Annotated in this window: 19 protein-coding genes; all 19 read right to left on the minus strand. The window is 63.3% G+C overall.

All coding sequences use genetic code 11. The features are described from left to right. Window positions 1-283 precede the first annotated feature (283 nt). Window positions 284-1,780 carry a sugar ABC transporter ATP-binding protein gene (locus NKJ73_RS23395; protein WP_352571247.1) on the minus strand — a complete coding sequence of 499 codons (1,497 nt, stop codon included), beginning with the start codon at window positions 1,778-1,780 and terminating at the stop codon, window positions 284-286. Further along, window positions 1,780-2,838, minus strand: a complete 1,059-nt coding sequence (locus NKJ73_RS23400) for an SMP-30/gluconolactonase/LRE family protein (protein ID WP_352571248.1) — start codon at window positions 2,836-2,838, stop codon at window positions 1,780-1,782. The genes NKJ73_RS23395 and NKJ73_RS23400 overlap by 1 nt, the downstream gene beginning before the upstream one ends. Continuing rightward, window positions 2,835-4,958 carry an ABC transporter permease gene (locus NKJ73_RS23405; RefSeq protein WP_352571249.1) on the minus strand — a complete coding sequence of 708 codons (2,124 nt, stop codon included), beginning with the start codon at window positions 4,956-4,958 and terminating at the stop codon, window positions 2,835-2,837. Before NKJ73_RS23405 ends, NKJ73_RS23400 begins: the two co-directional genes overlap by 4 nt. A gap of 217 nt (window positions 4,959-5,175) precedes the next feature. After that, window positions 5,176-6,201 (minus strand): sugar ABC transporter substrate-binding protein, encoded by a 1,026-nt coding sequence (locus tag NKJ73_RS23410; RefSeq protein WP_352571250.1) that lies wholly within the window; start codon window positions 6,199-6,201, stop codon window positions 5,176-5,178. Window positions 6,202-6,258: 57 nt separating this feature from the next. After that, the gene (locus NKJ73_RS23415) at window positions 6,259-7,245 is read right to left on the minus strand and encodes an ABC transporter permease (protein ID WP_023675789.1); all 987 of its coding nucleotides are present in this window, start codon (window positions 7,243-7,245) and stop codon (window positions 6,259-6,261) included. A 280-nt stretch (window positions 7,246-7,525) separates the two neighbouring features. After that, window positions 7,526-8,968, minus strand: coding sequence for a DHA2 family efflux MFS transporter permease subunit (locus NKJ73_RS23420; protein ID WP_023675788.1), 1,443 nt, complete (start codon window positions 8,966-8,968; stop codon window positions 7,526-7,528). A gap of 226 nt (window positions 8,969-9,194) precedes the next feature. Next, window positions 9,195-9,995 carry a 3-methyl-2-oxobutanoate hydroxymethyltransferase gene (locus NKJ73_RS23425; RefSeq protein ID WP_023675787.1) on the minus strand — a complete coding sequence of 267 codons (801 nt, stop codon included), beginning with the start codon at window positions 9,993-9,995 and terminating at the stop codon, window positions 9,195-9,197. A 37-nt stretch (window positions 9,996-10,032) separates the two neighbouring features. Continuing rightward, window positions 10,033-10,347, minus strand: coding sequence for a MocE family 2Fe-2S type ferredoxin (locus tag NKJ73_RS23430; protein WP_352571251.1), 315 nt, complete (start codon window positions 10,345-10,347; stop codon window positions 10,033-10,035). 44 nt (window positions 10,348-10,391) lie between these two features. After that, on the minus strand, window positions 10,392-11,480 hold the full coding sequence (locus tag NKJ73_RS23435; protein WP_023675785.1) for a fatty acid desaturase family protein: 1,089 nt from the start codon (window positions 11,478-11,480) through the stop codon (window positions 10,392-10,394). Between the two features lie 91 nt (window positions 11,481-11,571). Beyond that, window positions 11,572-12,753, minus strand: coding sequence for an aldose 1-epimerase family protein (locus NKJ73_RS23440; RefSeq protein ID WP_023675784.1), 1,182 nt, complete (start codon window positions 12,751-12,753; stop codon window positions 11,572-11,574). 34 nt (window positions 12,754-12,787) lie between these two features. After that, window positions 12,788-13,570, minus strand: a complete 783-nt coding sequence (locus NKJ73_RS23445) for an ATP-binding cassette domain-containing protein (RefSeq protein WP_023675783.1) — start codon at window positions 13,568-13,570, stop codon at window positions 12,788-12,790. Further along, window positions 13,567-14,571, minus strand: coding sequence for an ABC transporter permease (locus NKJ73_RS23450; protein WP_245274659.1), 1,005 nt, complete (start codon window positions 14,569-14,571; stop codon window positions 13,567-13,569). Before NKJ73_RS23450 ends, NKJ73_RS23445 begins: the two co-directional genes overlap by 4 nt. Before the next feature lie 61 nt (window positions 14,572-14,632). Beyond that, the gene (locus tag NKJ73_RS23455; protein WP_023675781.1) at window positions 14,633-15,574 is read right to left on the minus strand and encodes a sugar ABC transporter substrate-binding protein; all 942 of its coding nucleotides are present in this window, start codon (window positions 15,572-15,574) and stop codon (window positions 14,633-14,635) included. 37 nt (window positions 15,575-15,611) lie between these two features. After that, window positions 15,612-16,526: a sugar phosphate isomerase/epimerase family protein gene (locus tag NKJ73_RS23460; RefSeq protein ID WP_023675780.1), complete on the minus strand. Its 915-nt coding sequence runs from the start codon at window positions 16,524-16,526 to the stop codon at window positions 15,612-15,614. A gap of 42 nt (window positions 16,527-16,568) precedes the next feature. Beyond that, a complete protein-coding gene (locus tag NKJ73_RS23465) occupies window positions 16,569-17,657 on the minus strand; it encodes a Gfo/Idh/MocA family protein (protein WP_023675779.1) in 1,089 nt (362 codons plus the stop codon). A gap of 50 nt (window positions 17,658-17,707) precedes the next feature. Beyond that, on the minus strand, window positions 17,708-18,781 hold the full coding sequence (locus NKJ73_RS23470) for an ABC transporter ATP-binding protein (RefSeq protein WP_352571252.1): 1,074 nt from the start codon (window positions 18,779-18,781) through the stop codon (window positions 17,708-17,710). 1 nt (window position 18,782) lies between these two features. Further along, complete coding sequence (locus NKJ73_RS23475; RefSeq protein ID WP_352465290.1) at window positions 18,783-19,874, minus strand: ABC transporter ATP-binding protein; 1,092 nt, start codon at window positions 19,872-19,874, stop codon at window positions 18,783-18,785. Beyond that, window positions 19,871-20,830, minus strand: coding sequence for a carbohydrate ABC transporter permease (locus NKJ73_RS23480; RefSeq protein ID WP_352458309.1), 960 nt, complete (start codon window positions 20,828-20,830; stop codon window positions 19,871-19,873). Before NKJ73_RS23480 ends, NKJ73_RS23475 begins: the two co-directional genes overlap by 4 nt. Next, entirely contained in the window at window positions 20,827-21,687 is an 861-nt protein-coding gene (locus tag NKJ73_RS23485) for a carbohydrate ABC transporter permease (protein WP_254820511.1), read from the minus strand. Before NKJ73_RS23485 ends, NKJ73_RS23480 begins: the two co-directional genes overlap by 4 nt. Window position 21,688 lies beyond the last annotated feature (1 nt).

Consider the following 21,688-nt stretch of genomic DNA (forward strand, 5'->3'; position numbering starts at 1 on the left):
TCCGCTAAACACGGGGGCTGCGCGGCGGACACGCCGACGTCACCGCAATGCCACGCCATTTTGCAGAACTTGACGCACACAACTCGAAGCGTGCAGCGGAGCAGAATGCTGCACCGCGGCAGCGCTCTGATGTAGCGGCATGGATCCTGGGGTCTGCGCCGCGTCGCTTCGCTCCTTGCTTCGCCCCAGGATGACGAAACGACGGCCGCCTCGGCCAATCTCCAAAGTGTACGATCCGCCGGCGCAAAAACCATCCAAATGTCAACCTTCCGCGCCCGGGAACCTAATGCACGGCCGCGTACATGATCTTCTCCTCCGTGGCCTCCGCAGGCGAAAACTCCTCGACGATGCGGCCTTGCCGGCAGACCAGGATGCGGTCGGAGAGGTTCATGATCTCCGGCAGGTAGGACGAGATGACGACGACGGCGAGGCCTTCATCGGCCAGCCGGTTGATGATCTGGTGGATCTCGGCGATGGCGCCGACATCGACGCCGCGCGTCGGCTCGTCGAAGACGACGATGCGCGGCTTCTGCACCAGCCCCTTGCCGATCACCACCTTCTGCTGGTTGCCTCCGGAAAGCTCGACCACGCGGGCATTGTCGTTGATCGCCTTGACGTTCAGCGTCCTGGTCCATTCGGCAGACATCGCCCGCATCTCCTGCGCGTTGATTACCCAGCCCTTTTCCCGCCCCGCCGCCAAAAAGCCGCCGAACAGGTTCTCGGCGACGTCCATCGTCTCGAAAATCCCCTCGCTTTTGCGGTCTTCGGTGACATAGACGATACCGTCCGCCACCGCCTCGCTCGGCACGAGATAGCGCACCGGCCGGTCGTGCAGTTCGATGCTGCCGCCGCGCAGGAAGTCGCGCTTGTAGATGCCGGAGACGATCTTGAACGTCTCGGTGCGGCCCGAGCCGATCAGCCCGAACACGCCGGTGATCTGGCCCTCGAAGATCGAGAAGGAATTGTTGCGCACGACATTGCTCATCGAGATGTCCTGTACCGACAGCACCTTCCTGCCGGCCCTGCGCAGCCTGGCCTCGTCGCGCTGGCTGTAGAGCTGTCCCGAAAGCGTCCGCCCGACCATGGCGGCGACGATCCTGTCGCGATCGAAAGCGGCGGTATTGTCGGTGATCACCAGCTCGCCGTCGCGCAGGATGGTGATGCGGTCGGCGATATCAAGCGCCTCTTCGAGCGCATGGCTGATGAAGACGATCGACACCCCCCTTGCCTTGAGCCGGCGGATCAGTGCGAAGAAGTGCCGCTTCTCCTCCGGCGTCAGCGTCGCCGTCGGCTCGTCGAAGATGATGATCTCGGCATTGTGGTGGACGGCGCGCGCAATTTCGACCATCTGCCGCTTGGCGGCGCCCAGCGTCGCCACCATGGCGTTCGGGTCGACCGGGAAGTTCAGCGACTGCAGGAACTGCTGCGCCGAGATGTAGGTGCCGCGCAGCCGGTTGAGAAAGCGCTCCGTGCCGAGGTAGAGGTTCTGCGCCACCGTCATCGACGGCACCAGGCTGGTCTCCTGGAACACCATGGCGATGCCGGCTTGAAGCGCCGCGTGCGGCGAGCCGTAGGCGATCTCCTGCCCCTTGTGGAACATCTTTCCCGATGTCGCGTCGACGACGCCGGCGATGATCTTGGTCAGCGTCGATTTTCCCGCACCGTTCTCGCCGAGTAGCGCGTGGATCTCGCCCTTGCGCAGCTCGAAGCTGACATTCTTCACCGCAGGCACGCCGCGATAGGTCTTGGTCACGTTCTCCAGGCGGACGATCGGTTCCATCAGCGATGCCCTCCTGAAGCCAGATCGATGGCCAGCAGGCAATCGCCGCCTTTCGAGGCAATGAACAGGCGACCGTCTGTCTCCGCCACGCTGCAGATGCCGTGGCGCGTGCCGTTGGCGCGGCTGTGCAGGCTGTACCGCGGCCGCATGTCCCGATCGAGCCTGACCACCAGCCCGTAGGAGCGGCTCGGCGACCACGGCTTGTGGATGCCCATGGTGCGGATGCCGCCGCATTGCAGCGGCTCGAGGAAGCTGCGGTTGGAGGCGAGTGCCGGCGCGATCCAGTGTTGCGGCGACACTTGCGCCAGCATGTCGTTCCGATAGTGCGTTTCCTGTAGCACGAATTCGATCAGACGGTTCCGGGGCGCAAACAGCGCCAGCCAGGCACCGCCATCGGCGGCGGGCGATAGCCGCGCGGGATAGCCGGGCAGATGCGCCAGCACCGTCGAGCGGCTGCCTGTCGCGCCGTCGAAGCGGACGAGTTGGTGCCGCCAGCTCTCGCCGACCAACACGTCCTTGCCGGTTGGATGCAGCCCATAGGGAAAGGCGATGTCACCGGCGAGCTTGCGGAATTCGCTGCCTGCCGGATCGCGCTTCCACAGCGAACCCGACGCACCCTTCTTCATCAGATCGGCGGCCCATTGCGACGGCCCGTGGTCGGCCGAGCCATTTGCCAGCCAAAGCGTGCCATCTTCCGCGTAGGCGAGTGCTGTGATGCAGCGGATCTCGGCCGGCAGGGCGGCCTCCTTGCCTGCAATCAGCAGCCTGCCGCTTTCGAGCCCGACCGTCAGTTCGCCGGCAGGCGAGCGCGCGAGCGCGGTGACTGCGGCCGGAAATGTCTCGACCAGAACAGGCGCGCCACCGGCGGCGAGCGCGTAGACGGCATTGCCGCTGGAAACCAGCAGCCGGCCGTCGGCGACCAGCAGATTATCAGGCTCGAGCAGTTCGGCGAAGGCCGCAGCATCGTCCAGCAGCGTGTTCGGCCTGAAGGCGCCGTCGAGCGGCGGGATGGTCACCGCCTTGCCGCGGAAGATGTCGAGGATCGGGTCCAGCATCATGCCTTCGCCCCCCAGTAAGAAGCGGGGCTGGTCCAGTTCGGGTCGGCCCCGGCAATCCGGTAGCGGCCGATGCGGTTGTTGAGAATACCGCCGACGAACAGAAAACCCTTGTGCTCGCGCATCGAGGTGACCATCGGATGCGCGGCGCCCGACAGGTCGCCCATCGCTTCGACGATGCCGCCCTTCTCGTTGAATTTCACCACGCCGCCGGTGTTGATGTTGGGGAACAGCCATTCGTCCTGCGGCAGCCGGCGCGTCATGCGCTTGCGCATGTCGGGGTGGCGCAGCGACAGGTCGAAGCTTGGCGTGCGCATGCCGAGCCAGGCCATCCAGTAATTGCCGTCCGACGCTCGGTTGATGTTGTCGGGGTAGCCAGGCATGTCGCGGATGACGCATTCGGCAACGCCCGCCTTCGGCCCTTCCAGCCAGTAGCGGTGCACGCGGCAGGCCCAGCTTTCGGCGAAGAACAGCGACTTGCCGTCATGCGCCATGCAGACGCCGTTGGTGTAACGGTAGCCGTCGAGCAATGTCTTGGTCGAACCGTCCGTCGGATCATAGACGAGCAGCCGCCCGGTGGCGCGGTTCTCGATCGAATCCAGCGCCCAGTCGTGCGCGTCATAGCGCTTGGTGGAATCGGTGAAGTAGATGCGGCCGTCCGGCGCGATGTCGCAATCATTGGGGTCGCGCAGCCGCGCATCGTCGACGATCGAGGTCCAGGAGCGCGACGTTTCCGCCGAAAGCCGCTTCACCTCCCGCTGCGGCGAAACCGAATAAAGGCCCATCGCGCCAACACAGCTGATCAGATTGCCTGTCTTGTCGAAGGCCAGGCCGAGCGGAAAGCCGCCAATATGGGCAAAGACCTCCGAGCGTTTGTAGTCCGGTGCGAAGAAACGGACGATCTCGCCATGCCTGGTGCCGCAATAGAGATGGTCGTCGCGGTCGAGGATGACGTCTTCCGGCCCTTCCAGCTCGCCGAGCCCGATATGGTCAGCCCCAGACAGCCGATTGTCGAGCTCGTAAGGCGTGCCCGAGCCCGGTGCGGCCGACTGCGTTGCGCCCATTTTCAGATAGACCGGTGCGACATAGACCTCGTCCAGAACCTTGTGGCGGTTCTTCAGCCAGCGAATGTCGATGGTGACGGCGACGGCCAGCATGATGCCCAGCACCATCTGGTTGGTGCCGGTGCCATAGCCCAGCCGGATCAGCCCGTTGGTCATCGTCAGCACGATGATTGCGCCCATCAGCCCCTTGATCACCGAACCGCGGCCGCCGCCCAGGCTGACGCCGCCGACGACCGCCGCTGTCAGTGCCATGACCTCGAGGTTGAGGCCTGTGCCCGGCCCTGCCCCGCTCAGCCGGCAGGCGATGAGGAAGCCGCCGAGCGAGGCGCAGAAGCCGGAGAACACATAGGTCATGAACACGGTGCGGCGTACGCGGATGCCGGCATTGTGAGCCGATCGCCGCGACCCGCCCACCGCCTGCACATGCCAGCCGGGCCGCGAGCGCGTCAGCGCGACATGCGTAATAATCGCCAGGATAATCGCCGCCCACACCGCAACCGACAGGCCCCAGAAGGTATCGTCGCCGATGAAGTCCAGCACATCCGATGTGGCATCGGAAAGCTGGACGTCGGCGGCATAGGTGGTGACCAGTATGTCGAACAGCGCCCGCCCGAAGATGAAGGTGACCAGTGTCGTCAGGAAAGCTCGCAGCCTGAAATAGCCGATCAGGTAACCGTTGATCGCGCCGAACAGCAGGCCGGTGACGATCGAGGCGGCCAGCGCCAGCCACACCGACTGTTCGAGGATGAAGAAGACGAACACGGCGGAAAAACAGGACAGCGCGAAGATCGAGCCGACCGAAAGGTCGATGCCGCCGCCCAGCATGACCACCGTCATGCCGATGACGACCAGCGAGAACTCGCCGAGCTGGCGGGTCGATTCCTGCAGCGACATCGGCTTGAAGAAGCCGGGAATGATTGAACCGAACACGCCGAGCGTCGCCACCAGCGCCAGGAACGGAATGGCGTTGTCGGTCCAGCGTTTGCTCAATATCTCGCCGACGAGATGGTCGGGCACGAGATTGTAGCGCCAGGACTGGAGGCGTTCGCGAAAGGACATCGGTTGCTGCTATTCGAGAGAAAAGGGAAAAAGAGGCCGGGCTATCCGCAGAACAATCGCCTCAGGTTTGCGCTGCCCCTCACCCTTACCCTCTCCCCGTATAGAGACGGGGAGAGGGGGTCGCCAGCGTTGGAGCGTATCCCTTCTCCCCGTCACTATACGGGGAGAAGGTGCCGGCAGGCGGATGAGGGGCAGCGCCAAGCTCAGGAAAGCCGGCCTACTTGGCCGCAGCTTGGGCTTGCAGTGCTTTCAAGTCCCAGCAGCTGTCCGGCTTGAGGTCGGCCTTGGTCGTCGCCTTCTCCAGCGTGTAGATGTAGGTGTGCGAGGTGCCGGCCGGCTGGCCACTCTGCAACAGGAACTTGATGACGGCGTTCATGTCGCCCGACTGGCGGGCAAGGTCGGTCATCACCACCGCGCCATAGGTGCCGTCCTGCAGCTTGTCGCAGTCGGCGGTCTTTTCGCCACCGCCGGTGGTGACCAGAAAGACTTTGCCTTCGAGCTTGGCATCGCGGATCGCAGCAGATGCGCCGGTCGCGTCACCATCCCAGAAATCGATGATGGCGCAGATGTCGGGGTTCTGCTGCAGCATCGTCGTCGTCACGTTGCGCGAGGTCGTCGCATCCCAGTTGGAGTCCGGCTTGGCCACGACCTTGAAGTCGGGGTTCTTGTCCAGCACCTTCATGATGCCGGCATACTGGTAGAGGCTCGATGAGTTGGCCTGGTCGCCCTGCACCAGCCCGATCTTCTTGGAGGAGTTCGGCCCACAACCCTTGATCGCCGCTTCGGCTTCCAGCTGGCCGAGGCGATCCCAGTCGCTGCCGACAAAGGCATCGGCCGGGAAGTTCGCCGGATTGTCAACCAAAAGCACATAGGTGCCGGCCGCCTGCGCCTTCTTCATCAGCTTGGCATAGGAGTTGAGGTCCGGCGAGTGGATGATCAGCACGTCCGGCCTCGCGTCCGACGAGATTGCGTCGGTTATCGCCTGCGCGCCGGCATCGACCACCCAGTTCGGGTCACGCGTCTCGAACACGCCGCCCCAGGCCTCGACCTCCGTCTTCAGGTAATGCGCCCAGCCCTGTGCCAGGTCGAAGCCCATCGCCATCGGTACCAGCATCACGCGCTTGCCCTTGAGTGCTTGCGAATAGGCGGCCGGACCCGGATCTTCGGCGGCGAAGCCTGGCGCCACGAAGGCGGAGACGGCAAGCGCTGCCGCGGCAGCCATAAATGTCCTGATGATTTTCATGTCACATCCTCTGGTTTGGTATGTCGTTCGCGGCCGGCCCCAACCGTTCGCGTCAATCTAAATGTCGCCTTGCTGCGCGGTCTGCTCATCGCGCGGATTGATGAACCCATCAACGATGATCGCCGCCAGCAGGATCGCGGCCTTGATCAGGTTCTGATAGAGCAGCGGAATATCGATGATGGTCATGGCGTTGAGCAGGATGCCAATCAGCGCGGCACCCACCAGCACGTTGCGCACCCCGCCCCGCCCGCCAGACAGACCGATGCCGCCGATCACCGCCACCAGCACGATGTCGTAGAGCAGCGTGGAATTGACGATGCGGGTGTTGATCGAATGCAGGCTGGCGGCGGTGAGCAGGCCGGCCACCAGCGAGACTAGGGCCGACAGCACGTAGCGCAGCACCAGCATCGGGCGCACTGGAATGCCGATGTTGCGCGCGGCGACCGGGTTGTCACCGGCGAAATAGACGTAGCGGCCCCATTTGGTGTAGCGCAGGAACAGGAAGAAGGCGAAAGCCAGCCCGGCGAAGACAAACACCTCGACCGGGATGTCGAGGAAACGCAGCCCGCCCAGAAGCTCGACCCAATGGCCGGGCGGCACCGGCACGGCGTCCTGCGTGATCAGTTGTGAACGCACATAGCCGAAGACGAAGGATGCGGTCGCCAGCGTCACGAAGATCGCCGGAACCTCGGCGTAGGCGACCAGGATTCCGTTCAACAGCCCGATGGCGAGAACGCCAGCGAGCACATAGGCGAAGGCCAGCCCGTCGGATGTTCCCGAATTCAGCAGTTGCAGATACCAGGCGACCGACATCGCCATGATCGCCACCGCCGACAGGTCGATGCCCCTGCCGATAATGACGACCGCCATGCCAAGCGCCAATATGCCCAGCACCGAGACCGAGCGTACGATGGCAACGAGATTGTTCGAGTTGATAAACCCGGGCAGTCCGATGGCGGCGGCAATGAACAGCACAACCGCGATGGCAAAGACAATGCCCTCCTGGTTCAGGCTTCTCCAGTTTAGCCAGCCGGTCGCGTTCATTGCCCGCTTTCACCCGCGATGGCTACGCCCTGCTCCCTCTGCGGCCATCGGAACGAAAGCTAATCGGCTCAAGACCAATTCGTCAAATGAATCCGCGCATTGCAGGCCGGCTTGCGAGGAAATTCTGCGGTTGGACGCGCCGATTGGCGAGGCTGGCGCAATGCCAGGAACTCAAGCACTTTTGCAATTAACCGTGCCGATCGGAGCGCTCGCAAAAGTTTGTTCCACAACGAGCGAAGCAGGCAGAATTTATGTCCGCGATCGCCGCTGGATTCCCGCGTCAAATCCGCGAAACATGGCCCGAGACCTCGGCGCCGGCAGCGTTCGACAATGCGAGAAAGCGGAACGAGGCGACGAGACCGATTGCGCCGATCACCAGGAAGGCAAGGCGGAAGTCGACGAGATCGAGCGCTGCCGCGCCCCTGGCGATCTGTGACAGGTTGAGCAGCGCCGCCGCCACCGCCACGCCGAACAGCATCGCCACCTGCTGCAGCATGCTGGACAATGTCGCCGCCGAGCTGCGCTGCTGTGAGGCCACATCGGCGAAGGCCAGCGTGTTGAGCGCGGTGAACTGCATCGAGCGCGAAAGGCCGGCGATCAGCATCAGCACCACCACCAACGCTTGCGGCGTCTGCGGCGAAAGCGCCGCGCAGGCCATGATCGACAAGGAAGCGATCACCCCGTTGACGATCAGCACCGAACGGAAGCCGAAGCGCCTCAGCGTCGGCGTCGTCACCGCCTTCATGCCGAGATTGCCGAGGAAATAGGTCAGGATCATCATGCCCGCATCGACCGGGCTCAGGCCGAAGCCGACCTGGAACAAAAGCGGCAGCAGGAATGGCGTGGCGTTGATGGCGATCCGGAAGATCGTGCCGGCCGACAGCGTCGAGATGGCGAAGGTCTGCACCTTGAAAGCTGTGAGATCGAGCAGCGGATGGTTGGCGCGTCGCAGATGCCGCACCGCCAGCCAGCCGACCAAAATGCCCGTGCCGAGCAGTGCCACGGTCGGCAACACACCCTCCTGCGGATGCGCGATGCGCTCGAGGCCATAGAGCATCGCGGCGAGCCCCACCGAGGTCAGCAGGAAGCCCGGCCAGTCGAGCGGCTTGGCCCCAGCTTCGCGGTCCCCAGGAATGAAGCGGGCAACCAGCGCCAAACCGGCAACCCCAAGCGGAATGTTGATGAAGAAATTCCAGTGCCAGGAGAGATAAGTGGTGATGAAGCCGCCAAGCACCGGCCCGACCACCGGCGCAAACAGCGCCGGCCAGGTGATCAGCGCCGTGGCGTTGAGAAGCTCGGATTTCGGCGCGTTGCGCAGCACCAGGATGCGGCCGACCGGCGTCATCAGCGCGCTGCCCAGGCCCTGAACCGCGCGTGCGACGACGAACTCGGCCAGGTTCTGTGAGATGCCGCAAACGAGCGAGGCCAGCGTGAACAGGGCGATCGCCACGAGGAAGATGTTGCGCGCGCCAAAACGGTCGGCAAGCCAGCCGGACAGCGGCACGAACACCGCCATGGTCAGCATATAGACGGTGATGCCGATGCTCATCGCCACCGCCGGCACGCCGAAGGATTCTCCCATCTGCGGCAGCGAGGTCGAGATGATGGTCGAATCCAGAAGCTGCATGAAGAAGGCGACGGCGACGATCAGCGCCACCCGCCGGGCTTGCCGCGCCGCCGGCGCGGTTTCGGGCAAGGCTTTGTTTTCGGGAATGGCGGTCATGCACAGAACTGTCCGAAGGGGAATTTTCACCCGCTCCATCGGCAACCGCACAATTGTCCGGCAAACCGATGACGCACCGGTTTCAACAGCATCTGGCCGGTGCCGTCCAGACCTGGTCCAACAAACTTTCGTGTGGCATCGCAGCCGGCCATGCGATGACCTGGCCCTGGCGCCGAACCGGCCTTTTACGATCCGCGATGACGCTTTGTGCCGCTGCCGGGGCGTCTTATGCGGCTTCGATCTTCTCCAGGAACAGGCTGAGCTGGTCCGGGTCCATGTGCACGACGTGCCTGTCTTCGGGATAGGCCAGGCTGTTCACATCGGCGACATATTCGGAAAAGGCGGCGATGCGTTCGGCCTGCAGGCGATCGTATTCGGCGGCGAAATTGCGATAGACCTTGGAATGCCGAGGCATGTGGCCGCGGTTCTGGCCGAGGATGTCGTCGGCGAACAGATACTGCGCGTCACAGCCGGTGCCCGCTCCCATCGACAGCATGATCAGCGACGTGCGTTCCGAAATCGCCTTGGCCACCTCGACCGGCACCACTTCGATCTCGGCGCCGATCGCGCCGGCGGCCTCCAGTTGCTTCACCGCTTCGAACACCTGCATGGCGGTGTCGGCGGTCTTGCCGACGGCCTTGAAGCCGCCGGTCCAGGTGGCGCGTGACGGGATGAGGCCGACATGGCCGATTACCGGAATGGCATCGTCGGCCATCCGCTTGATGGTGGCGTACCCGGCGCTGCAGTAGACCGCATCGGCGCTGGCCTTGTAGAGCCGGAACGCCCAGCGGACGAAATCGTCGGCGGTGCCGATCTCGAAGAAATTCTCGCCCGGCATGGTGAACAGGCTGGGTGCCGCATCGCGGTATTGCGGATTGAGCACCAGCTCCGGCGGCACCGAGACGATATCGACGCCGGCGCGTTCGGCGGCCTCGGCCTCGTCCATCGTCAGCACGCGCAGCATGGTCAACTGCCGCTTGCCCTTCATGGCCCGCAGGTCTGCGACGGTCGGTCTTTTCCGGCTCATGGATTTTGGTCCCCTTTGCTACGTGACAGAAGGCCGGTCAGGCGATCTGGATCATCACCTTGCCAGCTTCGACCTTGACTGGATAGGTCGCGAGATTGACGCAAACGGGAGCGCCCTTCGCCTGGCCGGTCTTATAATTGAAGCGGCCATTGTGCTTGGGGCATTCGATGATGTCGTCCATGACAAGCCCGTCGGCCAGATGCGCCTTCTCATGCGTACAAAACCCGTCGGTGGCGAAGAATTCATCGTCCGGCGAACGGTAAATCGCGAAGGTGCGGCCGCCATGGTCGAAGCGGATGACATCTTCCTCTTCGACATCGTTCACGGCGCACGCTTCGACCCAATCGGCCATTCTATATCTCTCCTGAAATTTTCTGCATGGCGCCGGTGCGGTGCCTATTCAGCCGCCGCCGACATGTTCACTTCGTGGAACTCGCCACGATAGGGCCTGGCCGTTGGCGGCAGTTCGCGCTTGAGGAAATGATCCTCGTATTTGAGCTGCCTGAGCAGGACAGGCCAGACCTCGCGATAGGCATGCCATATCGACGGGTTCGGCTCCGGCAGATCGTGCTTGATCAATTCATGCAGCTTGGGCAGCGCGTGATAGGGCACCATCGGAAACATGTGGTGCTCGACGTGGTAGTTCATGTTCCAGTAGATGAACCGGCTGATCGGGTTCATGTACACGGTACGGGTGTTGAGCCGGTGGTCGACGACGTTGTCGGCCAGACCGATGTGTTGCAGCAGGCCGGTCATCACCATGTGCCAGGTGCCGTAGAGGCGCGGCACGCCGATGAGCACCACCGGCACCCACGACTGCATGTAGAGGGCGAGTGCTATCGTGGCGATGTAGATGGCAATATGCCAGCGCGCCGCGATGACGGCCTTGTGCTGTTCCATCTCGGGAACGTAGCTTTTCTCGTCGGGCGTCAGCTTGCCGAGCGCCTGGCGTACCAGCGCCGGAAGCGAATAGCGAAAATCAAGGATGCCGGTGAAAGCCAGCGCCGCACGCAAAAGGTCCGGCGGGCGCATCACGGCGATCTCGGCGTCGCGGCCGACGATGATCGTGTCTGTATGGTGCCGGGCATGGCTCCAGCGCCAAGTCACCGGGTTGCGCATCAGCATGAAGCTGGCGATCTGGTAGACGACATCGTTCATCCAGCGCGTGCGGAAGGCAGTGCCATGGCCGCATTCGTGCCAGCGCGAGTCGCTGGAGGAGCCGTAGAGCACGCCGTAGACGAAGAAGAACGGCACGCACCACCAGGTGCCCCAGAAATAGATGGCGCCGGCGGCGGAGCCGAGGATGGCGACGATCCAGATGATCGTGTCGCGGATCGCCGGGCCGTCTGAGCGCTGCATCAGCTCCTTGATCGCCTTGCGAGGGACATCCGTGTGGTACCACTCCGCCGAGGCCAGTCCCGTCTCGATCGCCCTGCGCGTGCTTTCGCCGACCAGGCTGTAATCGCGCTTTACCGTGCCAGCCATTGTGACCTCCGATTCCCGATCTGCCGCGAGCCCTCCCCGCTCCGGCCGGAGCCAGCCTCCCAACTGGTGTCCCGTATCTTGTTCGCCATTATCACGACCTGCCTCCAAGAACAGGAAAACGGCCCGACGGCTGCGGGTAGTCCTCTCGCGGCTGCCTGGCGATTGCCGCGATCCGGCTCTCCGCATCGGCGATCTCGCCGGCGCCGTCGAGAACCCGGAACACGGCATCGTAGGAGCGGCTCTCGCCGTGCTCCAGCCAGATCATCTCGCCGCGTTCGCGCGCGGCCAGATTTCCCAGCACATGATGCGTCGAGGGCTCGATGCCAAGCGCGTACTGCCCGGCCTGGAAATTCTGCCATTGATAGGCGCAAGGCAACTGGTCCTTGCGCGTGACCACCTGCAAGCCGAGGCCGAGCCTGTCGTTGACCACCGCGACCGGCACTTCGCCGGCGCTGTCGGCGCCGAGCTCGTGCTGCCAGACCTGTTCCTTGAATCCCGGTTGCGGCGCCGGCACCGTGCGGTAGCCGACCTTCTGCACTTCATAGCGCTCGCCGGCATGGCCCGCCCAGACGACGTCGCGGATCGGCGCCAGGTAGCGCGATCCTTCGTCGAGCACCGGATGGCTGATATTGATGTGGTAGAAATACATATGCGGCGTACGGTTGAAACCGTGATTGACGACACGGTCCGAAAGCCGGATCTCGTTGCCGCCGACATCGGCCTCGATCCGCCGCAGCAGGTGCAGATCCTCGCCGAATACAGTCGATTGCTGAACGATGCCTTCGGCCCACAACACGCAGCGGTCGCCGTCCCAGGTCTCGCCATAGCCGGTCAGCCGCGCCGGGATGGTGCTGATGCGGCCGTGCAGCGAATGGCGCACCATTGTCTTCGGCGGGTAGTTGTAGGTATCGGCCGGTACTTCGTTCATGAACAATATATGGTCGAGGCCGCAGGTCAGCAGAAGGCCGGAAAACGACCGCGCCCACGCCAATCCCTCCTCGCCTTCATATTCGTGCAGGCCGGGATGGCGAAAACCGCTCGGCGAGTGCCAGCCGATCGCCTGGCCCCTGAAATCGCAATCGGCGATATCGAGCGCCCGGTCGACCAGCGCGGTGAAGCGCAGGCCGGAGCCGGTGCGGAATTCGAGCATGCGGATGCCGCGCTCGACGCCGTCGCCAAGCGTCATCAGCCGCACGCCGGCGAACTGCGACAGCATGCCCGAGCGTTCCGAGACCTGCCGGCGCGACAGCGTCTTGCCGTAAAGCTCTACCATGTGACGGCCAGTTCTTTCACTTTGCTCCCGTCCTTCACTTCGCTCTCGTCTCCTTGAGCAGGGCCGACATGTCGGCGCCGGTGATGATGCTTTCCACGGTCAGCAGATCGGTGCCGGCGACCGTCTGCTCGGCGACGATCTCGCCGCGGCGCATAACGATGATGCGGTCGGCGACCTGGAAGACGTGATGGATGTTGTGGGTGATCAAAAGCACCGAGTGGCCGGCGTCGCGCACTTCCTTGACGAAGCGCAGCACGCCGTGCGTTTCCTCGACGCCGAGATTGTTGGTCGGCTCGTCGAGGATGATGACCTTGGCGGCGAACTGCATGGCGCGGGAGATGGCGATCGACTGACGCTCGCCGCCTGACAGCGTGCTAACCAGCGCATCGGCGTCGAGTTTCTTCGAGATGCCGACGCGCTTCAATAGAGCCGACGCAGCATCGCGCAATCGAGCGAGATCGAGCGGCGCGAACACGCCAAGCCATTTGAGATTGACCGGCTCGCGGCCAAGGAAAAGATTGCGCGCGATGCTGAGATCGGGAGCCAGCGAGGTGTCCTGGTGGATGGTCTCGATGCCGAGATCCATCGCGTCGCGCGTCGAGCGGATGGAGACCTTCTGGCCGCGCACATAGATGTCGCCGCGATCGACGGGAAAGACCCCGGAGATCGCCTTGATTAATGTCGATTTGCCGGCGCCGTTGTCGCCGAGCAAGGCCACCACTTCGCCCTCGTTGAGCGTGAAGGAGGCGCTCTTCAGGGCGCGGACGCTGCCGAAGGATTTTTGCAAATTCTGCAGCCGAAGCACTTCCATGATCAGCTCCTGGCGGCGTTCTTCTGCAGCAAAGCGTGCAGGATGAGCATGGCAAGGATGATGACGCCGACGAAGATGTTATAGGCGAGCCCGGGCACGCCGATCAGCACGATGCCGTTGCGGATGCTGCGCAGCATCAGCGCGCCGACGATGGTGCCTAGGATGGTGCCGCGCCCACCGGTCAGCGCAGTGCCGCCGACCACCACCATGGCGATCACTTCGAGCTCGTAGCCGGTGCCGGCCACCGGCGAGGCGGCAGAGATGCGGAAGGCGCTGATCATGCCGGCGAGACCGGCCAGCACCGAGGTCAGGATGAACAGCCAGATCTTGACCGCATCGGCCGGCACGCCGCGCGCCACGGCAGCGTTACGGTTCGAGCCGATAGCGCTGATCCAGTTGCCGAGCTTGGCGTAGTGCAGCACATAGATCGCCAGTAGCGACAGGCCGATGAACCACCAAAGCGAGGTATAGAAACGGAACGTTCCGATATTGAAGCTGCCGGCCAGCAGCGTCACGAAGAAGCCTGGCTGGTTCCAGGATTTCAGCGGAAAGCCTTGGGTGATGTAAAGCGCTGCCCCACGCACGACGAGCAACATCGACAGTGTCACCAGGAAGGACGAGATCCCGATCTTGGTGACGATCAGGCCGTTGATCGCACCGATCGCTATGCAGAGCAGCAGGCCGGCCAACAGCGCGACGCCAATATCAAACCCGCCGTTCTGCACCAGCAGCATGACGACGACCGGCGCCAGCCCGAACACGGCACCGACCGAAAGGTCGAACTCGCCCGCCGTCAGAAGCAGCGTCATGCCGAGCGCGATGATGCCGAGCTCGGGCAGGAACGCCATCATGTTGGAGATGTTGAGCGGCGACAGGAAATTCGCGTCGGCGATCGCGAACACCGCCAGCAGGACGATCAGGATGACGAGCGAAGAGAACTGCGGCGAGCGCATCAGGCTCGACCTGCGTTTGGCACGCGGCATTTCCTCTTCTGCGGCAATTGTCATGACAGTTCGAACCATACGCCAGGGTGACGCTCGCCGCCTGCGCGGCGAGCGTCAGTTTCAATCATTTGTTGTAGAGTTTCAGGATCGGTTCGACGCTCGAGGCGTCGTAGAGGCTGAACGTGTGAATGTCGTAGCCGATCGGTTCGCCCGCGGCGGCGAGACCGAGCAGCGCCACCGGCATGAAGCCCTGCGCCGATGGGAACTGCCAGGCAGCCGCGTTGATGAAGCCGGACTTGACTGACTCGGCGGTTTCCTTCGAATTGCCCCAGCCGACGACCGGAATCTTGCCGGCCGGCACGCCGGCGCCGTCGAACACCCGCTTGACGCTGGCCGCGACGGAATCGCCGAGCGCGATGATTGCCGGCGGATTGTTGGCAACCATGTAGTCGGTCATCTTGGCGATGATGCCGGCCGGATCGGTGCCGCAATCGACCACGTCATATTTGATGCCGAGCGGATCGAAGACGCTGGCAATGCCTTCGGTCTCGAGCTGCTGGTAGCTGGCGCCCGGCACTTCGACCGGCAGGAACACTTTGTCGCCCTGCTTCACCATCTTGTGGTCGACCAGATATTTCGCCCAGATGACACCGGCTTCCTTAAGGTCGGCGCCGACATAGGCCTGCCGGCCGGTTGCCGGATCGTCGGTATTGAAGAACACGATCGGGATGCCGGCCGCCTTGGCTGCCTTGACCTCCTCGGTCCACAGGCCGGGCTGCGCCGAGGTCGTGGCGATGCCGTCCGGTTTGGCGGCGAGTGCCGAGTTGAAGGCTTCCTTCTGCGCCGCCATGTCGCCGCCGCTGAACGAGATCTTGCAGGTCACCTTGAGCTGGTCGCAGGCCTTGGTGGCGCCGGCATTCCAGTCGATCCAGAAGGCATCCGACGGGCCGCCATGCGACAGCAGGTAGAACGTCTTCTGGGCGTCCTGCGCCAGCGCCGGCGTACCCAGCGCAACACCGGCGAGAACCGTCGCCGCGGCAGCGATTTTCAACGCGAATTTCAACATTTCTCTTCCTCCCTTGTTTCGTAGCCGAACCGCGCCATCACAGTCCGTTGGCGCGGAATTTTCCGTCGAGGAATTTCTTGGCACGGGGCACGTCGTCTTCCGAAAGATGCTCGATGATGACCGGGATGTTCGGATGCTTTTCGGCCAGCCGCTTGAGATAGAGGTCGTAATTCAGCGAACCGAGGCCGGGCGCCGGCAGCTCGATCTCGCCGACGCCGCGGAAGGTGTGGCTCTCCAGCGCGTCCTCGTCGCCGATGTCTGCGTGCTTTTCCGACTTGTCGCCGCCGGAACGCTTGACGTCCTTGGCGTGGGCAATCTTGATCTTGTCGGTCAATGTGTCGAACACCTGGTTCAGGATCTGGTCCATCCTGTCGATGTTGTGCGTTTCGAAATAGTTGGTCGGGTCCATCAGCAGGCCGAGGCCTGGGTGGTCGATCTGCGCGAACATCCTCACCGTCTCTTCGACCGAACCGACGACATTGTTGACATAGGTTTCGAGCAGGAAGACTGCGCCGTGGTCATAGGCGGTCTGGGCAAGGTCGGCGATGACCTTGCGGCATTCCTCAAAACCTTCCTCGGTCTTGTTCTTCGGGTGATGCACCCAGTCGGACTCGGTGTTGTAGGTACCGGTTTCCGAGATCACGTAAGGGGTGCCGAAATGGCGTGCGTTGCGGATGATCTCCTTCAAATAGCCGACGCGCCGCTCGCGCTCGCCCAGGTCCGGATGGATGATGTTGGTGTAGCCCGACACACAGCAGATCGGCAGATTGTGGTCGCGGAACGTATCGCGGACAGTCTTGGCCTTGTCCTTGGTGATCTGTCCGGCGGAAAGGTCGATATCCCTGAAATGCAGGTCGAGCTGCACGGTGTTGAAATCGAGCGCACGGATCTTCTGCGCGGTTTCCTTGAGGCCATACGGGAAATAACCCGTGAAAATACCTGCCTGCATCATGGTGTGAAGTCCTCCCTGTAAGTGATTCAGTCGTCCGGTGTTTCAGTTGATCGAGATTTCGGAAAGCTTGACGGTCCGGCCCTTGTCGATGGAGCGGTAGCCGGCTTCGACCAGCGCCATGGTCTTGACGTTGTCGGCGACGGACAGCGCCGGCGGCTCGCCCGTCTTGACCGCGTGCTGGAGCTGCTCCATGACGCCGATGAAGGCATGCGGGAACCACATCGTGTCCCAGCTGGGCGTCACCCATTCACCACCGGTGGTCTCGGTCGAGGCATAGGTCAGCGTCGAGGCAGAACCTGTCGGCCAGCCGATGGTGCCCTTGGCGACGCCCTTGGTGCCGTCGACGCGCCAGTTGATGTGCTGGTCGTCCTTGTAGCCCTCCTGGCGCGGACCGGACCAGACATCCTCAAGCGATACGGCGAGCACGCCCGACGGGAACTTTATCGTCGACACGGTGATGCCGTCCGAATGATCGAAGCGGGTGCGCGGATCCTTGCGGGTCAGGGTGGTGATCTCCAAGGGATCGCCGAACAGGAAGCGCAATACGTCGAGATGGTGGACGCTCATATTGGCGAGCGTCAGCCGGTCATAGTCCTCGAGGAAGCTCTGCCAGTGCGGGATCGCATGCATGTCGATCTGGGCGAAAACGATGTCGCCGAGCGCGCCGCTGTCGATGATCTGCTTCAAGACGCGCATCGACTGGTCGTAACGCATGTTCTGGTTGACCGAGAGGATCTTGCCTGCCTTGGCCGCCTCGTCGCGAAGTTTGACGGCCTCTTCAAGGGACAGCGCCAATGGCTTCTGCGCCAGGATCGCCTTGATATGTGCCTGCTTCAGAGCATGACGGATCAGTGCCGGCTGCTTGTCCGGCGGAAAGGCAAGGTCGATGATCTCGACGTTCTTGTCCTCGATGAGCTGTTCCGGCGTGTCGTGGACGGTTGGGATATCCCAGCGTTTGGCGACTTTCTCGGCGCTGGCCTTGGTCCGCGAGGCAATCGCCACCACCGGGAAACCGGCTTCCTTGTAGGCGGCAAGGTGACATTCGGCCATGATCATGCCGGCGCCGACGCAGCCGATCCTGTATTCCCTGGTGCGGACTTTAACGTCCGGCTCGAAGCCGTTGCCCACCATTTCTTGGCTTGCCATATGTTCCTCCCGAAGCTCGTTCCTTGCAGCCGCCGTCATCGTGCCAAGGCTCCCCCGCTCTGTCCGAAATAATGCACCCTGCCCGGCTCGCAGGATATCACTACCATCGCGTCCGGCCTGATGTCCGGCTGGCCGCGTAACAGCGCCCGCAGACGCGTCTTTCCGGCGGCGAGCGTCACAACGGTGTAGCCGCCGAGCGGCTCGACCTCGAACACTCGCGCCGGGCGGCCCGCGCCCCCCTCCGGCATTCCACCCGACCAAGACCTGACCTTGATGTCTTCCGGCCTGAGCCCGATCTCGACGGCATCGGCCGGCGCAGCCTTGTCCGCGACGCGGATCGTGCCTTCCGCCGCCTCCACGCCTTCCGCGCCGTGCACCGACTTCAATATATTCATCATCGGCGACCCGAGCAGCCGCGCCACATAGGTGCTGGCCGGCCGGTCATAGATCTCGGCCGGCGCGCCGATCTGCCTGATCTTGCCGTTCTCCAGAATGGCCATTCGGTCGGCGACCGACATCGCTTCTTCCTGGTCGTGCGTGACATAGATCAGCGTCTTGCCGAGCTCGCGCTGGATGCGCTTGAGCTCGACCCGCGTCTCCTCGCGCAGCCGGGCGTCGAGCGCCGAAATCGGGTCGTCCATCAGATAGGCGGCGGGATCCCGCACCAGCGCGCGGGCAATCGCCACGCGCTGCCGCTCACCTCCGGAAAGCTGTGCCGGCGGCTTGTGCAGGATATGGCCGATATGCAGCTTGGCCGCGACATCGGCGACGCGCTTTTCGATCTCGGCTTCGGCGACCCGGCGTTCGACCAGCGGAAAGCGGATGTTGTCGCGCGCGCTCATATGCGGAAACAGCGCCAAATTCTGGAACACCATGGCGACGTTGCGGTCGGCCGGCGACACTGTGTTGACCGGCTTTCCGCCGATCAGGATCTCGCCCGCGTCCGGGGTTTCCAGCCCGAGCACCAGACGGAGTATCGTCGACTTGCCCGACAGCGGCGGCCCGAAGAAGCAGAAGAACTCGTTGTCGTTCACCGCGAACGACGCATCGTCGACGGCAAGCGTGCCGCCATAGCGTTTTGTCACATTACGGAAAACGATATCGGCCATCTCAACCTGCTCTCAATGCAAGACCGGAGGCGGCGTCGAAGACGCGCACCGCCTCCGCCGCAGGCGCGACGACAGCTGTCTGCCCGATCGCCAGCCCGACATCATTGTCGAACACCGCCTTCACCGCAGTCTCGCCGTCGCCAAGGTGGATGATGGTGCGCGCGCCGATCCGCTCGACGAAACTCACCGGCATGGACAGGCCACGGCCACCTTCAGCCAGCGTCACCTGCTCCGGTCGAAAGCCATAAAACACCTCGCCGCGCATCCTGGGTACGGCATCGGCGATCTCGACCGGCAGCGGCGGTGTCACGCCGAGCGGGCCGAGATCGATGACCAGACCTCGGTCGCTTTCCGCCGGCCTGCCCTTGAGCAGGTTCATGCCCGGCGCGCCGATGAAGCGGGCGACGAAGACATTGGCCGGGTTGTTGTAGACCTCGAGCGGCGTGCCGACCTGCTGCAGCACGCCGTGGTCCATCACCGCGATGCGGTCGGCCATGGTCATTGCTTCGAGCTGATCGTGGGTGACGTAGACCATGGTCTGCCGGAACTGCCGCTGCAACTGCTTCAGTTCGGTCCGCATCACTGCCCGGAAGGCGGCGTCGACATTGGAAAGCGGCTCGTCGAGCAGGAAGATCGCCGGCTCCATGATCGCCGAACGGCCGATCGCCACCCGCTGCAATATGTTGACCGACAGTCTGTCCGCCTTGCGGTCGAGCAGCGGCGTCAGTTGCAGCATCTCGGCAATGGCGTCGACACGGCGGCCGATCTCGGCCTTTGGTGCGCCGCGCATTTTCGGCCCGTAGGCGAGGTTCTGCCGCACGCTCATATGAGTGAAGATCGCATAGTTCTGGAAGACGAAGCCGACGCCGCGCCGCCCCATCGGCACGCCGGCCATGTCGCGCTCGCCAAACAGGATCTTGCCGCTGGTCGGCCCTTCCATGCCGGCGATCATGTTCATCGTCGTCGACTTGCCGCAGCCGGACGGCCCGAGCAGCGCCATGAACTCGCCGTCAGCAATGGCCAGGTCCATCGTCTTCAGCGCGGTGAAGTCGCCGAATTTCTTGACCAGGTTCTGCAGGTGGATGGTGCTCATGCCGCCACCTCGCGTACCCGGGCCATGCGTTTCATGGCAAACACCGCAGCGATGGACAGCACGATCAATATGGCCAGCGCGATTGCCGCCACATAGCCCCAGATCAGGTCCTGGGTGGTGAGCTTGTAGATGTAGACTGAGATGGTTTCGGTAGCGACGCCGGGACCGCCGCCGGTCATGATGTAAAGCGTGTCGAATATCTTGAAGTTCTCGATCACCCTGATCGCCAGCGCGATGATGATGATCGTCTTCATCTTCGGCAGCACGATGGTGACGAAGCGCTGCCACGGGTTGGCGCCGAGCAGCGTCGCCGCCTTGATCTGGTCGTCGGGCACGCCGACCAGGCCGGCAAGCAGGATCAGGAACATCAGCGGCGTCCACTGCCAGATGTCGGCGACCATGACGGCGATGAGCGCCAGCGTCGGGTCCGACAGCCAGGCGATGGTGACGGGAAAGCCTGAGATCGCCGACAGGATGTCGTTGACCGGGCCGCCTGACTGAAACAGCATGAAGAACATGTAGCCGGCTACCGCCGGCACCACCATCATCGGCATCAAGAGGATCGAGTAGAAGATCCGCTTGCCGGGGAACTCGTCGGCAAACAGTGTCGCGAGCGCCAAGCCGAGCAGGAACTCCGCCGGCACGCAGACGATCATGACGATGGCCGTGCGCTTCAGCGCACTCCAGAAGCGCGCATCGGCGGCAAGGTCGGTGTAGTTGGCGAAACTGTTCCACATCGACCAGGCGTTCCACCAGCCGGTGCCCGACAGCGGCGACCAGTCGGTCAGGCTGATGTAGAGCTGCATCAGGAGCGGGAAGACGGCGATGAACAGCACCAGGATCTGCGCCGGCAGCGTCAGCCGGAAGCCGAGCTTTGCGCCCTCGTCCGGCAGCACCGACGCCGCTTTGGAGGCTTGCATGTCGCCCTCCGAAATCGTCGCAGTCACCGCGCTCATTGCTTGAGCGCCCCGAAGGTCAGTCCGCGCACCAGATGGCGCTGGATGGCGATGCCCATGATGACAGGCGGCACTGCCGCTATCAGGCCGAGGGCTGCCTTGGCGCCGTAGAGCTGTCCGGTCATCGATGAGGACAGCGAGGCCATGTAGACGGGGACCGTCACCCATTCGCGCGTCGTCAGAAGCAATGCAATCAGATAGTCCGACCAGTTGAGGATGAAGACGAACAGCGCAGCACTGGCCAGCGGCGCGCGCATCATCGGCAGCGTGATGCGGGTGAAGACGCGCCACCGCGAGCAGCCCTCGACCAGCGCCGCTTCCTCGATCTCGCGCGGCATGTCGTCGAAGAAGGTCTTCATCAGCCAGAAGGCGAAAGGCAGCGTGACGATGCCGTAGATCAACGACAGCCCCCACCAGCTGTCGGTGAAATTGAGGAAGGCCCACATGATCATCACCGGGGTCATGACCGCCATCGGCGGAAACAGGCGAAGCTGGATCAGCGCCAGCGGCAGGTTCTGGCCCGAGCCGAAGCGCGACAGGCCGTAGGCCGCCGCGGTGCCCGCCGACATGGCGATTGCCGTACCGAATGTGGCCGACAGCAGCGACGACAGGATCGGCTTCAAAGCTGTGCGGTCGAGCGCGACGATCAGATTGTTGGTCGATTCACCGAAGACGAAGCGGAAATTGCTGAGTGTCGGGTTCTTCGGCCACCAGGTCAGGTCGGCGCCGGTCGCCGACCATTCGGCGATCGGCTTGAACGCCATCGACACCATCCACAGGATCGGCACCAGCGTCACCGCCATCGCCGCAAGGATCGCGGCATAGCGGAATATCTCGAAAGGAACTGAACGCTTCATC

Source organism: Mesorhizobium sp. M0074 (assembly GCF_040322975.1).
Lineage (GTDB): Bacteria > Pseudomonadota > Alphaproteobacteria > Rhizobiales > Rhizobiaceae > Mesorhizobium.